We start from the raw sequence: 15,047 nt of genomic DNA on the forward strand, positions 1-15,047 counted from the left end.
TAGCTAAACACGCATCATATGATCACATTATGATGATGCACAGCTAAATATCAGCTTTGTATCAACTGTATATTTTTCTTAATAATTACAAGATCCATAAAGTTAGCGGCTGCGGGCCTACATGTATTATCACTTTTTTGTTTTACAACATGATAAATATTTAAAAACATATTTGTTAGGAAAAATGTATCATATGTAATTAATATTTACGTACTTTGTAATGAAGAACAGGATTTAGTTATACTTTAACAATTACACCTATGAAAGTCCTTACTACGAATACTGGTTCTGATAACCACACACCGAAGAACAACGCCGACAATTTGTACCTATTTGCCATGCTTTTTATGGCCGTTCTGCTATTTGTAATTGCTTATTACGATCAGATCGTTAGCAAGGTACTGTAGTTATTGCCCCTGATGAGGGTGTTGCAAAGCTTTAAAGGTGGTCCTTTGAAGCTTTTTTTGTGCGGTACCTTTGGCATCAGTTAGGGTTACAAAATAAATAGGCACCTTTGTGCATGCCTTTAGGAACGCTTTACCTGATACCCGTCCCCCTTGCCGATGATGCTGCTTCGGCATCTTTTACGCCTTACCTGGTACATACTATTAACCAGATCAGCGAGTATATTGTGGAGAATGAGAAGACCGCCCGCAAATTTTTAAAGCAGGCCGGACTCACCATTCCGCAAAGCCAGCTCATCATTCATGATTATGGTAAGCACCAGCGCGACAAGGACCATAAAGAGTTCTTTACCACATTGATGAACGGCAAGGATGCCGGACTAATGAGTGAGGCCGGTTGCCCCGGCGTGGCCGATCCAGGTGCCGATATAGTGGCTCAGGCGCATAAACGGGGCATCAAGGTGGTGCCGCTGGTCGGTCCGAGTTCGATCCTGCTGGCGTTGATGGCCTCTGGTTTCAACGGGCAAAGTTTTACCTTTCACGGCTACCTGCCAATTGATAAGGCCCAACGCAGCAAACGCATCAAAGACCTGGAAGGGCAGGCCGAGCGATTCGGGCAGACGCAATTATTCATCGAGACCCCGTTCCGTAACAACCCATTGCTGGAAGAGATCCTGCGCACCTGTAAGCCCAATACCCGCTTATGCATCGCGGCCGACCTGACGGCCCCCACCGAGATGGTGATCACCCGCACCATTGCCGAGTGGCGTAAGCAACAACCCGACCTGCATAAACGCCCCGCCATATTTTTGCTCTATAAGGCTTAATTAAACCTCTTTGATCTTCATATAACGTGATATTTTAAGCATATTTGAGTTATATGACACCCATACCGCATGGCCCTGTAAAGGTATTGATCGTTGGCGCCGGCCCGTCAGGTTTAATGATGGCCGCTCAGCTTTTGCGGTATGGTATACAGCCTGTGATCATTGATCAGCGGCAGGGGCCCACGTCTCGCTCCAAAGCGTTGGCGGTACAGGCCCGGTCGTTAGAGATATTCAGGCAGATGGGTATCGTTGATCCGGTGATCGCCGGGGGGAAGCCAGCCAAGGGCGTACAGCTTTACTTCAGAGGCAAGGCGTTAGCCAACTTTCCGTTGAGTGATGTGGGGAAGGGACAAACCCCTTACCCATTTGTGCATATTTACCAGCAGTATAAGAACGAGCGGGCTTTGCTGGATGTGCTGACCCTGAACAGTTGCCCGGTGTACTGGAACACTACTTTGGAGGCCTTACAGGAAGGCACCGGCGTGGTAAGTGTAACCCTCAATAACCAGGAACAGACCTACAAACTGGTATGTGATCACCTGATCGGTGCTGATGGCCACCACAGCACGGTGCGTAATAAGTTGCATATTCCTTTTGTAGGCGAGGCCTATCATAACCTGTTCTACCTGGCCGATGTAACGCTTGATCACGACGACGACCAGATGGATATGTACCTTACACCGAACGGTTTCGCGGCATTTTTCCCCATGCCGGAGAAGAACAAGTGGCGCATCGTGGGCAGCATTACAGGTAAACGCGCCAAACGTGACGACCTGACCTTTGAAGAGATATTACCGCTCATCCGTGATAAAACCCGCAAAAGCATCGAGATCCAACATTGCGACTGGTTCAGTACTTACCGGTTGCACCACCGCATGGCCGAGAAATTCTCGCATGGCCGTTGCTATTTGATCGGTGATGCCGCTCACGTGCATTCGCCGGTGGGCGGGCAGGGCATGAACACGGGTTTACAGGATGCCTACAACCTGGCCTGGAAACTGGCCGGGGTGATCAACAACAGGCTGCGCCCCGCCATACTGAGCACCTACGCGGCCGAACGCATACCCATAGCCACCGAGCTGTTAAAGACCACCGACCGTGCGTTCAACATCATCATGTCCAGGGGGTTATTGGCCGGGTTGTTCAAACGATGGGTGTTGCCCTTTGTGCTTAAGCGCGTTTGGAAGAGCGACAGGATGCGGCAGCAACTGTTCCAGCGGGTATCGCAGATCGGTTTGAATTATACGCATAGCAGCCTGAGCTTACACTTAAGCCAGTTGCAAACCATCAAAGCGGGCGACAGGCTGCCCTATCTTAAAGTATTTGACGAGAAGAAGTTACAGGAAAGCGACCTTCATGCCTGGTGTGCTCGCCCAGGCTTCACGCTGCTAACCATTGGACCATTGCAGGATATGTACATTTTTAGTCTGGCCAAGTACATCAGCCAGAATTATAACGGCTGGCTCAACTACTTCCATCTGCCGCCGGGGGTCAAAAATCAGCATGTTTATGATGCATTTGGCATTAAGGCGGGGCAAAGCCGCTCGGTGATCGTACGGCCCGATATGTATATCGGTTTTATCAATGATGTGGTGGACCTGGAAATGATGCGCAATTATTTGGAGAATGTGGTAGGCTGCATCCCGACAAACACCAGCGAATAGCATCATTATCAAATTTGCAAAACCGTAGCACTTTACTCTTTTAACGAATATAACAGCGCAATGTAGCGGCTGTTGCAGTGTTACATTCCGTCCCAAAAGTGTTACATCTGGTGTTACATTCTTGAAAAATGTCGGTTTTTCTTGCAAAAGTTGGTTTTTACCGATTCTCAATGCCCATAACAGGGAAATCTATAAAAAAGGGGAGTTGGGGGCGGGGGGGGGGCACTAAAGGTTCTATAAAAATGTGAAGATCTGACACTACTCAAATGCACAAAGAGGTGTATAAGATGGCGCAAAAGCCCTTTGCATTCTAAGGCACCTAAGTGCCATTTAGAAAATGGCTCGCTTCATTCCTGCGAAGGCATTCAGTATTAAACCAACAGACATCGTTAAATTCTGACCCTCAATAAATGACCACAAACTTAACCAAGCCTTTCGGGTCACAAGGATGTTTAAGGACAATCCAGATATTGATTATTTGATTCGACAGCAAAGACCTTTCACCCAGGCTATAGCGGCTGTACAAAGCAATATACCGGATGGTTAGATAACATACTACAAGAAAAAAAAATGAATATCAAGCGGACTTGGTCTGTAAAAAGCCTAACTTCTAAAAAGGGAGTACGCTGCAAAACGTGGGTACACTGTCAATTACCTTTTTAAAACATCGCTAATAAACGCATGCGCCTTAATTTAAATAATTCAGGAGCGGATAAGCGCATTATTACAGTATGATCTCCAATGATTAAATTAAAGCGGTGTTGGTCTTTAGCAGTAGCGGTAACGTATTCAACTATACTAATCTTGTGCCCAAGACCACTCACTGTTACTGGGTGATCGATAAGAGCTTTGGTATGCAAATTCAGACCTCGGTGTAGCCTCGGCGGCCAAAATAGGTGCAAGCACCTCATATTTCCATTAACATTATCATAAAAAAAATAAATGAAAGACCTCAACGGAATTATTAACAACGTTATGAACGACACGGTTGCAAATACCGAATGGTATTTGTTGGCTTTATCTGCGCAAGAGTTGCAGGGCACACTTAGAGCTAAAAAGTCATTTTGCCTCGGCGATAGTTTTACCCAAGAGAACACCTATCCGAGCCAATTGGCCGACGCGTTGGGGATGACCTTGACCCACGACGGCATAGGCTGGCCTTGCATGACAGGCGGCACTAACAATGCCGAGGGTGATGGTACGAATCGTTCTTCAGCCGTTGACCGAATCGATACAGCCCTGGCTAGTAACCCTGATGTGATTATACTTGAATTCGAATCGAATGATGGTACTACTCTGTGCCGATGGAAGATTTCTTCAACAGATTGAAATACCTACGAAGGACCATAGAAAGAGGCACTTTCAAAATGTATGTCGTGCAATGCAGCACTTACGGTAATCCTGGTAACGCTTATGTAGTGAAATATCTCGACCAAGAATGGCGTGGTAGTTGGCTGGGCAAACTACGGGGCTCAGAAGGCTTTTGCAGATGCGATAGTGGAAATTTGTAAGCCTTTTGGCATTGCGGTGGGGACTGTGTTTGCGGCTTCGGGAATGACGTATGGGAATGCCGGTGTTTACACCCGGGGTGCTCCTCACCATGTATCGCTGCAGGTATGACAACTTACATGATTTTTTAAGCCTCATTCATTAGGAATGCAATTACTTCGCCTGAAAGTTGCTCACTTGGTTTTCTGTTCACATTCAGGTGTGCCCGATATAGCCTAGGGCTCCAACGGCACCGCTGCATTTGACAAAGTGAACAGTACTTTCTACCAGAAAATCGGCGGTGTTTGGGTGTCTCAATACGTGATTTCGACCATACCTCCGGACCCGGCAATCCTTTCTGCTAAGATGGTCAGTACTATATAAGTCAAGGTCACCTTCAACAAGGCCATGTCGGTAACGACGAGCGGTTGTAGCTTCCTCATTAATAAGGCAATAGCGAATGTGACTGCTCTCTGGATTGGCCAAGGAGTGGGCGTTCACCTTCTCGAACACCATTACTGTGCTAACAACTCAAATTACGCTTACAATCAAACGCCCGGCACTACCAATGACGCATCTAACATCGCGCTCTTAGCTCATCTGGCTCAATCAGGAATATTATAGGTCAGCTGATAATATGGAGAACCTATTCAATGCGACTTACTCTAGTAGTTCACTTATCCAGACCACAAATAGCGGTAATTGGAGCACATCGGCTATAGGTCAGATTGCGTGGAGTTATGCTGCACAGCCGGTGAACAATGCTCGCTTAGGGCTTTAACCAAGTTTTAAGCCACTGTCTTGTGTTTGGCTTCTCTGACGTGGTCACCATCTTGGCGGTCCCGACTTATACGAATATACAGTGGGGAAACTATATTAAACCTAGAGCGGCATGGATTTTCGAAAAAGGTGTTCAAAAAGTTGAAATAGCACTTCCAGAAACTACTATCGACCTTGAGATTAAGATCATCTACAATGTGGTATGCTGCTTTGCGAACGGGACGATGTTTACGCTTCAACCGTAATTCCTATGACAAAAATGTATGTGGTCGCTTCATTAAGTGATTATGACACGGCAAGCGCAACCTCAACAAGCTTGACGGGAGCTACGATAGTTGGCCGAACGACAGTTGCTTCAGGATATTAATTATGTTAAATTAGCAACACGATGCGGAACAATTTTATTGACATCATAAAAGGTTTGGCCATATATCTTGTAGTATGGGGGCATTGCCTTCAATTCTGCGGAACAATCGATTTTCTCAGCAACCCTGCATTCATATTTATCTACTCGTTCCATATGCCTTTGTTCATGGGGACCAGCGGCTATCTGTTCTATAGTGGGGTCCAGAAGAGGGGGCTTGGCGAACTGGTGGCAACGCGGATTCGGCAATTAGGGCCGCCTTGGATACTTTGGTCTGTGGTGGCCATTCCTACATATTTGCAAAAGCCATTAAGTGTAAGCTTATATTTCAATAATTTGGTGTTGGTGCTTTGGTTCTTACCTGCGCTGCTGATATCATCTGTAGTGGTTGCGGTTTGCGAGAAATTATTAAAATACGGCTGGTTGGGTGTATTGGCTTTCTTCATTATGCTTTTGCCCTTTCCAGATGCGTATGGCCTTGTGTTCCTAAAGTTCATGCTTCCTTTCTTCGCTTTAGGGTATTACTACAACATGTTAAAGCTGAGCACTCAGAATATTGATATTTTAGGCGGGTTGAGCTTGTTGATTTTCGCAGTGATGCTATATTTCTGGAAAGTAGAGCACTATATCTACACGTCAGGAATGAGACTTACGAGGGGTAACTTCACCCACATGGCACCGATCATTACATACCGGTACCTTATAGGTTTGGTGGGTTCGATAAGCTTTATTTGGGTTTTAAACAGGATAAAACTGCCAAGATTTGCTTCAAGGGCTTTGATTACTGCAGGTAGGCATACATTAGGCATATACATTTTAGGCGTTATACTGAACCCCTTTCTCAACTACGTAAATTACCCGATGCCCGTCTTATTATATAGTTCTGTTTATACAACCATGGTCGCTGTCGTGGTTGCATTTGCCACAGAGCAGCTCTCAGTGCAGATACAGAGGGTGGATGTGCTTAATAGACTATTATTTGGTGCAAAGGTTAATCGTTAATTCACGTACTTATTAAGCAAGACGGACCAATCCAAATAGCCTTGCTCATTAATGTGAACACCATCACCGCAGTAAAATTTAGAGTTTAACGCACCATTCACGGTAAAGGTATCTGTTGCGATGATTTGCGCTTTGCATTTTGTCGCAAGCTTTCAAATCTTCGTTAAAGCTGTGCACAGTACCCCCTTATTCACAACTTTTGTCGGAAAAATTCCATCAATACAAATCCCCGTCTTAGGCGGGATTGCGTTTATTTTGTCAAGTATATGAGAGTAAGACCGCAATGCACCGTCTGCTGTAAGATGATAGAGAAAGATGTCGTTGATTCAACATGCAAAAGATTTTTTGAGGGTGATTTTTTAAAGTATTAGGCATACGGGCGAGAACTCCGACCGAATAGTCTCCATTGATACCGCGGTTGATGACCGATGCACTTTTGAAAAACTCATTTAAAGGGAACGACTAAATTTAACTGTCTCCGAAAAAACTACATCATTAGAATCGACTTTTAGCTAATCATATATCGATGGCGATCGCCCATATAGCTGATTCCTTTTTTTAGAAGTATCAGTGGCTTTAGGTTGTCTGTTTGAGTAATAGTATCGTTTTGCAAAATTGACACATCCTAACAAATTAACCAGTATTGAAAGGGCAAAGAATACCTTAAATTTCATCCAACTAAAATACGGATACATGAAATACATTATCAAACGCGGCATGACGACCGTAGCCACCGTTAAACCCGAAGCCAAGCAAAGCAAAAAGACCATGGACGTGAACACCGTTAAGACGTCTCTCACGCTTTCGGCTGCTGTGGACTGCCGCATCGGCGACTACGTGGATGTTTACGACGAGCGTTACGTCTTGCTGGATGAATCAACTACGATAAGAACTCCACCAAATAGCACGTTTACAAATTGCTTTTCAAAGGCCACCCCTACGAGCTGTGAAAAGTGGCTTTTATGCAGCTTGATGGCAATAACGAGTTGACCGAAGGCCAGTTTGAACAGATGGCTAATGCAAGTTTATCTGGATTTGGAACTGTATGTGGCCACTATCGGTTTGCTCAAGCTTATACCGGGCAAGCTGAATGATGATAGCACGGTAATCTTGCAGTTGCTGCTATTGCTCGATAAGATAAATAAATTGAAGTATAGACCGGTAAAAGACGACCGGCTCTCCCATTGTAGAGTCTCACCAAGACAAGAAGGAAATGCACAAAGTACACATGCCGAGGCGTAGGCCAATAGGGTGCTTACTTGTGCGTTCTGTCTAATACCGTAAACGCTTCGTTCGCCATGCGTAAGCCAAGGTGATTCATCAGATGAATCATTTCCGTCGGTCGGCACATCAAAGGATGTTTAGTGCGTGATTATTGTAAAAAGCAGTTCATTCTTCATACTAAGTACATGCCCCGTTTCACTCAGCGCGTGTTCAAATTATACGCCTGCCCCATCAAGGCATCGGAACGGTCGAATTGTACTCCTGCGGCTCCATGCCCTCTGCCTTACAGCATCGGCACAACCTCCTGTATTTCCTCCCGTTCGAGCGGGTCGCCTTCATGAGGTCGACCACATACTTCGTTAGAAAAACGTACGCATTAGCGGTCCGTCTTAATGACCAACTGCCGCCGCCATAGAACAAACTCCCAAGTCGGCAATTGAAACGTTGATTACCAACATACACATTCAACACGATATCGTTACCTTATTGAGATGACACGATATAAATACCATGGTTTATTTTTGTGTGATGCGAGATGGACTTACAACTATCCAATCATACCACGCTTGAAGCATTAACCTTTATCAACGTCACTGATGAGCATAGACGTGAAGTGGTAGTTTATACGTTTAGACGGGGTTAATCAACGTTGCAATAATGGTCAAAGGAGAGATAATTGTGACTCATAAAGATTAGCGGGTTGTTGGTCCACTCGCGTTAGATGACCTCAAGGACGCAATCAACAGACTTTAAAAACGTTGAATGCATTCAAAAACAGGAAACTTTCCGTTTTGCAATTTCAGACTTTTTCGTTTTTGACTTCTATTTTGGGGAATTCTGTTACATCGGTGTAACACCTGTAACAAGCAGATCAGCGCCTGTGATCCACCATGACCCAGGCCTCACACCACCCGCTTCGGTCCTCTCAAATGTTATCCGTGTATGGTCTCTTTCTTACCGTAATTCTGGATCACCTTGGCCTCGTAAGCCAGGAACTCCGTCCAGCGGGCATCAACATCAACGGTCTCGGCGTATTTTTTGGCTAGCCTGATAAAAGTGGCATAATGCGTGGCCTCGCTTACCATCAGTTCATGGTAAAAGGCGGCCAGTTCAGCGTCGTTGATATTTTCAGACAGTACCTTGAAGCGCTCGCAACTGCGGGCCTCGATCATGGCAGCAAATAATAAGCGGTCGATCAGTTGTTCCTCACGGCCACCGCCCCGGCGCATAAATTTGAGCAGCTCGCCTACATAATCATCCTTACGCTCACGGCCCAATACATAACCTCGAGCCAGTATAATGTCATGTACGCGTTTGAAGTGGTCCATTTCTTCCTGCACCAAAAGCGCCATTTCCTGCACCAGGTCGCTCAGGTTAGGGTTCTGCACGATCAGGGTGATCGCATTACTGGCCGCCTTTTGCTCGCAAAAAGCATGGTCGGTCAATATCTCTTCAATATTACTCTCCACCACATTGGTCACCCAGCGCGGATCGGTAGGCAGTTGCAGTTTTAAAATGGTACGTTCGCTCACGGGAGCAAAGATAAGAAAGATAGAGGCAAGAAGTTAGAGGCAAGAAACAAGACATTGAACCATGTTACCTCTTATAGAAGGTTATGGCAACGTGAAAACATCAAAACAAGGGATATGATGAACTTAACAGCCCTCAGCCCTCACTCACCATCCCTCACTTATAGAGATTTTTGCTCTCTATGAACTTCAGTACCGGGTCGGGCACGAAGTATTGCACGTTCTTGCCATCGGCAATGGACTGGCGGATGAAGGTGGCCGATAGTTCCATAAGCGGGGTCATGGTGATGGTGACCGATGGGTGCGAGGCCAGCTCAACGTTCTCGTAACCGGGGCGCGGGTAAACAAATACATGGTAGTCGCGCAAAATGAGGCGGTAATTCTTCCATTTGTGCAGGCCGGCCAAATTGTCGGATCCCATAATCAGCACAAATTCGTGCTGCGGGTACTGCTCCTTTAAGTGGGTCAGGGTATCAATGGTATAAGAAGGTTGCGGCAGTTTGATCTCCACGTCGCTTACCTCCAGCTTGTCGGCATTGTCGGTAGCCAGGCGGGCCATCTCCAGCCGATCGTACATGTTGATCAGTCCACCGTACTTTTTGAACGGGTTTTGTGGTGTCACCACCAGCCAAACCTTATCCAGATCAGTATGGTTGGCCATGTAACTGGCAATGATCAAATGCCCGATGTGAACAGGGTTAAACGAACCAAAAAGCAGACCTATTTTCATAACATTTCAGTTAAGGTAGCACTTTGCTCTCAATATTGAAACAATTATAGCACTATTTTAACAAAATTCTAACTGTTGGCACCAGCCTGCACTTCGGCTTTTTTACGCTTTTTAGCGCGTGCCTTCAGGTTAAGCAACTCCACCAGTATGGCGAAGGCCATTGAAAAATAGATGTATCCTTTAGGTATCTCCTGGTCAAAGCTCTCGGCTAATAATGATACGCCGATCAGTAACAGGAACGACAGGGCTAGCATTTTGACCGTAGGGTGCTTGTTCACAAAGGCGGCGATCGGTGTAGAGGCCCACATCATGATACCTACTGACACCACCACGGCGGCCACCATCACTTCTACATGATCGGCCAGGCCCACGGCCGTGATCACCGAATCGAGCGAGAAAACGATATCGAGCATCATGATCTGTACGATGGCTCCCCAAAACGAATGTGGTTTAACGTTGGCCTCACCATCTTCTTCGGCATCGATGTTCTCGTGTATCTCGTGTATGCTTTTATAGATCAGGAACAGGCCACCCACCAACAGGATTATATCACGACCCGATAGGGCAAGCCTTTCCATCCATTCGGGATCGGTAGCGTTAATGATGCTGCCCAGGTTAATGAAGGGTTTGGTAAGCTTCATGATCCAGCTGATGGACAATAGCAACAAAATGCGGGTGATCATGGCCGCCGCCAAACCCAGCTTACGCGCACGGCCCTGCTGCTCTTGCGGCAACTTGCCGGCCTGTATGGAAATAAAGATGATATTGTCTATCCCGAGTACGATCTCGAGCAGGGTCAATGTAGCCAATGATACCCAGGCCTCGGCGTTGGTGAGCAGTTCCATAGTGATGTTGCGCAGCGTTGATGTTGATAGCGCTAAAATAACAAAACCCCTGCCGTAATTGGCAGGGGTCTGTCCTTAATATATTCTCATTTAACAGGCGGTATTACTGATCGATCTTTACGGTGGCGTAGGTAGACCTAACGGTGATCAGCTTATCGGCATCACCCTTGTTCACCTGACCTTTAAAATTTCGGGTGGTGCTGTAATGGCGACTATTTTCGGCCGGTGTGCTGGTGGTCACTTTCACGGCATTCTTGTCATAATCAAAGCTGCCCAGTGTGGTGGTCACATCAAAATCGTAATCGAACTTGGTGCTCAGGTTCACCTTGGTATATTGTGCTCTAACGTTAACAGCCTTGCAGTTCTTATCCAGTTCGTTAATGGTCACGCCGTCACCATAAGTGGCCGATATATTTCCTGATGAGCGAAGCTTATCAACATTCATGGTGCCATAAGCCACCCTGGCGGTCAAATTATCAGCGGTACCCAGTTTCAGGTCTCCATAAGTGACGTTGATGTTGCCGTTGTTGATGGTGTTGATCTTGGCATCACCATAAACGATCTTGATCTGCGGGTCGGTCAGTTCTTTTGACACCAGCCCACCATAGGTCACCTTTACGCTCACTTTGCCAACGCCATCAGGAAGGGTCACGTTGCCATAAGTGTTGGTCAGATCCAGCTGGGTTTTGGCAGGCATGTACACCACGTAGTTCACCTCCACCTTATTGGTGCGTTTTTTACCATCGCTGAATAAGGTGCCAAAAGTGAAGCTGCGGCTTCCGTTACTCAGGCTGTTAGGTTCGATGTTGGTCTTGAACGATATCTGGTCAGCCTCTTTACTGTCGGCGATGTTGATCTTATCCAGTAGTTTTTGCGCGTCGTCCTCCTCATTGGCATAAGCCTTCATCTGCACCTCCACCTTGATCTCTTTTTTGTTCCAGGTGTTTACTGATATCTTACCAAAGGTGTTCTTGATGCTCAGCTTATCGTCGGCACCGGCGCTGTAGGTCTTGGAGTAGGTCTTGGTCTTTTCCTTTAACTCACCGCTTTGCAGTTGTTCTTTCAGCTTACTGTCATCATCAGTGCTGTAACTGTACGACCTGCCATCAACATCACGGGTGATAGAGCCCAACCCCTTTAATGAGTTGGTAGAAAAGGTCATACTATTAAAAGCCGTGTTCAAATTCCCATCTAAACGGGCCAGTGTTTGTGCGCTCAACTCCTTGGACGTTTTGCGCAACTCCTCGGCCGAGCGGCGGAACTTTTCAGTTCGCAGCTTGCTCATCTCGCGCTGCAGGTCGCGCATTTGACCTTGCAGCTTTTGCAGCTTCTGATCGTATTCTTTATCGTCCTCTTTGTCTTGCTTGTCGGCCTTTGCGGCCTTTTCAGCTCTCTGTACTTTCTCCGGTTTTTCGTCCTGAGCAAAGCTGCCTTGCGCGGCTAAGCTCAAACCACCGATCAACAGCAGTTTGGCGTTAAATATTCTTAATTTCATTGGTGGTTCCTTCTTTTTTGATCTCTTTGAATTGTTCTATCACTTGTAATTGCTGATCTAACACCTCCGCTTGTATCTGCAAGTTCCGGATCATTGCACGTAGTACGCGTTCCTGGTTAGGGCTGGTGGCCAGATCATGTTTAAGTTTTTTGTAAGATGCTTCCATCTTTTTTATCTCGCCGTTGAACTCCTCGTACAACTGAGGATCACTCTTGGTCTGCTCTTTAAGCTCGCTACGCTTGGTTTTGATCAGCGAGGCATACTGCACCTGCTTTTTAGCATACTCGGGGTTGATGGACGCCAGATCCACACCTGCCGTACGCTGGCTGCGCAGGTAAAAGGCAAAGCCCACACCCATCACCACCACGATCATGGCCGCTACCCGCATCACGAATCCTAATGAAAAGGTTCGTGCCTCTTTCTTTTCGGGCAGTTCTACTACCTCGGCCGGCAGTTGTTTCTCTATTCGGTCCCAAAGCTCCATGCGGGGCTCCAGGTCATCAAATTCTTCCTTGTTGTTTCTTATCAGGTCCTCTAATCGCTTGCTCATTACGCTACTCCTTTTATTCTTAACACTTCGCTCAACTTACGTTTTGCCCTCAGGAACTGGGTTCGTGAGGTATTTTCAGTGATGTTCAAAATTTGTCCTATCTCTTCGTGGTCATACCCCTCTAACAGGTAAAGTGATAGTACCACGCGGTAACCCTCGGGTAAAAGCTTCATAGCTTCTTTTACCTGGCTTACTTTATATTGCATCTCCTCTTCATCTCGCTCCTCCTCATCAGCGATGTTTTCCAACTGTTCACTGTCCATCTCCACCCATTCCAACTTGCGCTTGCGCAGCATGTTGATCGAGCGGTTGACCACGATCTGTTTAAGCCAAAGGCCAAAGGTGGTCTCCTGCCTGAAATCCTTTACCTTATTAAAAGCATCCAGGAAAGCCTCCTGAAGCACATCCTCGGCCTCGTCCAGATCGTTCAATATCCTGAAAGCCACGTTAAGCATAGCTTTGGAGTATAGGCGATACAACTCATAGCAGGCCTTACGGCTACCCTGCTTACACTCAACCACCAGTTGATAATGCTTGTCTATATATAAGGCTTCCAAGTAATTGTGAACAGTTATCGAATTAAAAGACGCAGCGTTATCACCAGCGTTGCACGTACGCTCAAAAAAAGATCAAATAAATTCAAAAAGACCGTCGAAGGATGCTATTTCAGCTTTTTGCGCATCACATAATAAGTGCTCGCGCTATCATTAGCCACATTGTAGGCCTGCACGAACTGCCAGCCGCGCTCGGCCATGTAATTGAGCGCGTCGGCCACGGAATTTAGGCTCACCACCTTGCCCGATTCGTCTTTTAGGCGTCTCACAAAAACGGACTGCTGCTGCCCGAAATCGGCATCTATGGTAACACGGTTGCTAAATACCTTGCCCTGTACCCTCATTACACAGTAAGCTTCGGTAGCCTTGGAAGATGTAGTGTCGGTCTGTGCCATCAGCGCCATAGGCACCGAAAGCAAAATGATGAATAATAACTTTTTCATGCCCTAATATAGCAGGTGTAAATTAGAGAGTGCTTAACTGCCGAACAAAATGCTTTTACAGGCGTAGTTGAAAGATGCGAAGCATTATAACGTCCCTGTTCATCATCCTGCTTACCTTAGGCCGTGCGGCGGCCCAGTCAGACACCTTATCGATCACGCTGGAGAACGTGCCTTATCCTTACGCGGTTATCCACCTACCGCTCACCATTGAAGGGCAGGATGTGCGCATGGCCTACATGGACGTTAAGCCCGCTACACCCAACGGCCGCACGGTGATGCTGTTCCATGGCAAGAACTTTGGCGGTTATTACTGGGGCGATGTGATCAGACCCTTAGTGGCCAAAGGTTACCGGGTGATCGTGCCCGATCAGATCGGTTTTGGCCGCTCGTCAAAACCGTTCATCCATTATAGTTTGCATAAAATGGCCGCCATGAACAAGCACCTGCTCGACACCCTGGGCATATCCCGCGCGCTGGTGCTGGGCCACTCGATGGGCGGTATGCTGGCCACCCGTTTTGCGCTGATGTATCCGCAAAGTGTGGAAAAGCTGCTGTTAGAGGATCCTATCGGGTTAGAGGATTACCGCACCTTTGTACCCTACCGCTCGGCCGAGCAGGATTACCCCACCGAATTAAAAACGAGCTTTGAAAGTGTGAAGAAGTACTATCAAAGCTCCTATTTCACCAAATGGGAACCCCGCTATGATCAGCTGGTGAAGATCGGCGCGGGCGTGGCCCAAAGCGCCGACTTCCCGCGTTATGCCAAGGTGGCCGCACTTACCTTCGAGATGATCTACGAGCAACCGGTGTGTTATGAGTTCGGCCTGCTTAAAGTGCCTACCGTGCTCTTCATTGGCAAGGAGGACAAGACCATCGTTGGCAAGGCGTTACTCACCGATGAACAAAAAGCACAGCATGGCCAATACAAAGTGCTCGGGCCGCAAACGGCCAAAAAGATACCGCAATGCCGGTTGATCGAATTCGAGGGTTGTGGGCATATTCCGCATATCGAGATACCGGATGTATTTATGAAGGCCTTACTGGCCAACTTGTAAGCGAAATTTGACCTTGAGTTTATGCAGGGCAAAAGATAAATCGCCATATTTGCGCCATTAAAACTTTTAGTTATAGTCTATAACCAAACGTCG

At 46.8% G+C, this 15,047-nt stretch carries 14 protein-coding genes; 7 read left to right on the forward strand and 7 right to left on the reverse strand.

Annotated elements, in window-relative coordinates; genetic code table 11:
- Positions 1–260 precede the first annotated feature (260 nt).
- The 6 genes from LLH06_RS20300 (at position 261) to LLH06_RS20325 (ending at position 7,519) form a co-directional block, all read left to right on the forward strand.
- Positions 261–407: a hypothetical protein gene (locus LLH06_RS20300; protein ID WP_228171115.1), complete on the forward strand. Its 147-nt coding sequence runs from the start codon at positions 261–263 to the stop codon at positions 405–407.
- Positions 408–520: 113 nt separating this feature from the next.
- Positions 521–1,231 carry an SAM-dependent methyltransferase gene (locus tag LLH06_RS20305; RefSeq protein WP_228171116.1) on the forward strand — a complete coding sequence of 237 codons (711 nt, stop codon included), beginning with the start codon at positions 521–523 and terminating at the stop codon, positions 1,229–1,231.
- A gap of 53 nt (positions 1,232–1,284) precedes the next feature.
- Positions 1,285–2,895 (forward strand): FAD-dependent monooxygenase, encoded by a 1,611-nt coding sequence (locus LLH06_RS20310; RefSeq protein ID WP_228171117.1) that lies wholly within the window; start codon positions 1,285–1,287, stop codon positions 2,893–2,895.
- Positions 2,896–3,837: 942 nt separating this feature from the next.
- Complete coding sequence (locus tag LLH06_RS20315; protein ID WP_228171118.1) at positions 3,838–4,224, forward strand: SGNH/GDSL hydrolase family protein; 387 nt, start codon at positions 3,838–3,840, stop codon at positions 4,222–4,224.
- 1,327 nt (positions 4,225–5,551) lie between these two features.
- Positions 5,552–6,529 carry an acyltransferase family protein gene (locus LLH06_RS20320; protein WP_228171119.1) on the forward strand — a complete coding sequence of 326 codons (978 nt, stop codon included), beginning with the start codon at positions 5,552–5,554 and terminating at the stop codon, positions 6,527–6,529.
- Between the two features lie 693 nt (positions 6,530–7,222).
- Positions 7,223–7,519 carry a hypothetical protein gene (locus LLH06_RS20325; RefSeq protein ID WP_228171120.1) on the forward strand — a complete coding sequence of 99 codons (297 nt, stop codon included), beginning with the start codon at positions 7,223–7,225 and terminating at the stop codon, positions 7,517–7,519.
- A gap of 1,166 nt (positions 7,520–8,685) precedes the next feature.
- Here the strand turns inward: LLH06_RS20325 and miaE are convergent.
- The 7 genes from miaE to LLH06_RS20360 form a co-directional block, all read right to left on the reverse strand.
- Positions 8,686–9,285, reverse strand: coding sequence for a tRNA-(ms[2]io[6]A)-hydroxylase (gene miaE, locus LLH06_RS20330; protein WP_228171121.1), 600 nt, complete (start codon positions 9,283–9,285; stop codon positions 8,686–8,688).
- A 154-nt stretch (positions 9,286–9,439) separates the two neighbouring features.
- Complete coding sequence (nadD, locus tag LLH06_RS20335) at positions 9,440–10,012, reverse strand: nicotinate (nicotinamide) nucleotide adenylyltransferase (protein ID WP_228171122.1); 573 nt, start codon at positions 10,010–10,012, stop codon at positions 9,440–9,442.
- A 68-nt stretch (positions 10,013–10,080) separates the two neighbouring features.
- Complete coding sequence (locus tag LLH06_RS20340; RefSeq protein WP_228171123.1) at positions 10,081–10,857, reverse strand: TerC family protein; 777 nt, start codon at positions 10,855–10,857, stop codon at positions 10,081–10,083.
- Positions 10,858–10,960: 103 nt separating this feature from the next.
- Positions 10,961–12,352, reverse strand: a complete 1,392-nt coding sequence (locus LLH06_RS20345; RefSeq protein WP_228171124.1) for a hypothetical protein — start codon at positions 12,350–12,352, stop codon at positions 10,961–10,963.
- Entirely contained in the window at positions 12,333–12,902 is a 570-nt protein-coding gene (locus tag LLH06_RS20350; RefSeq protein ID WP_228171125.1) for a hypothetical protein, read from the reverse strand. The genes LLH06_RS20345 and LLH06_RS20350 overlap by 20 nt, the downstream gene beginning before the upstream one ends.
- Entirely contained in the window at positions 12,902–13,459 is a 558-nt protein-coding gene (locus tag LLH06_RS20355) for an RNA polymerase sigma factor (protein ID WP_228171126.1), read from the reverse strand. The genes LLH06_RS20350 and LLH06_RS20355 overlap by 1 nt, the downstream gene beginning before the upstream one ends.
- 104 nt (positions 13,460–13,563) lie before the next feature.
- Positions 13,564–13,899, reverse strand: coding sequence for a hypothetical protein (locus LLH06_RS20360; protein ID WP_228171127.1), 336 nt, complete (start codon positions 13,897–13,899; stop codon positions 13,564–13,566).
- A gap of 74 nt (positions 13,900–13,973) precedes the next feature.
- Here LLH06_RS20360 and LLH06_RS20365 point away from each other — a divergent pair, with 74 nt between their 5' ends.
- A complete protein-coding gene (locus LLH06_RS20365) occupies positions 13,974–14,954 on the forward strand; it encodes an alpha/beta fold hydrolase (RefSeq protein ID WP_228171128.1) in 981 nt (326 codons plus the stop codon).
- Positions 14,955–15,047: the final 93 nt, after the last annotated feature.

This window comes from Mucilaginibacter daejeonensis (genome assembly GCF_020783335.1).
Lineage (GTDB): Bacteria > Bacteroidota > Bacteroidia > Sphingobacteriales > Sphingobacteriaceae > Mucilaginibacter > Mucilaginibacter daejeonensis.

Coding starts and splice junctions, on each gene's coding strand:
- LLH06_RS20365 (WP_228171128.1), top strand. CDS start 13,974: ATGCGAAGCATTATAACGTCCCTGTTCATCATCCTGCTTACCTTAGGC.
- nadD (WP_228171122.1), bottom strand. CDS start 10,012: ATGAAAATAGGTCTGCTTTTTGGTTCGTTTAACCCTGTTCACATCGGG.
- LLH06_RS20360 (WP_228171127.1), bottom strand. CDS start 13,899: ATGAAAAAGTTATTATTCATCATTTTGCTTTCGGTGCCTATGGCGCTG.
- LLH06_RS20320 (WP_228171119.1), top strand. CDS start 5,552: ATGCGGAACAATTTTATTGACATCATAAAAGGTTTGGCCATATATCTT.
- LLH06_RS20315 (WP_228171118.1), top strand. CDS start 3,838: ATGAAAGACCTCAACGGAATTATTAACAACGTTATGAACGACACGGTT.
- LLH06_RS20340 (WP_228171123.1), bottom strand. CDS start 10,857: ATGGAACTGCTCACCAACGCCGAGGCCTGGGTATCATTGGCTACATTG.
- LLH06_RS20310 (WP_228171117.1), top strand. CDS start 1,285: ATGACACCCATACCGCATGGCCCTGTAAAGGTATTGATCGTTGGCGCC.
- LLH06_RS20345 (WP_228171124.1), bottom strand. CDS start 12,352: ATGAAATTAAGAATATTTAACGCCAAACTGCTGTTGATCGGTGGTTTG.
- LLH06_RS20325 (WP_228171120.1), top strand. CDS start 7,223: ATGAAATACATTATCAAACGCGGCATGACGACCGTAGCCACCGTTAAA.
- LLH06_RS20305 (WP_228171116.1), top strand. CDS start 521: ATGCCTTTAGGAACGCTTTACCTGATACCCGTCCCCCTTGCCGATGAT.
- LLH06_RS20300 (WP_228171115.1), top strand. CDS start 261: ATGAAAGTCCTTACTACGAATACTGGTTCTGATAACCACACACCGAAG.
- LLH06_RS20350 (WP_228171125.1), bottom strand. CDS start 12,902: ATGAGCAAGCGATTAGAGGACCTGATAAGAAACAACAAGGAAGAATTT.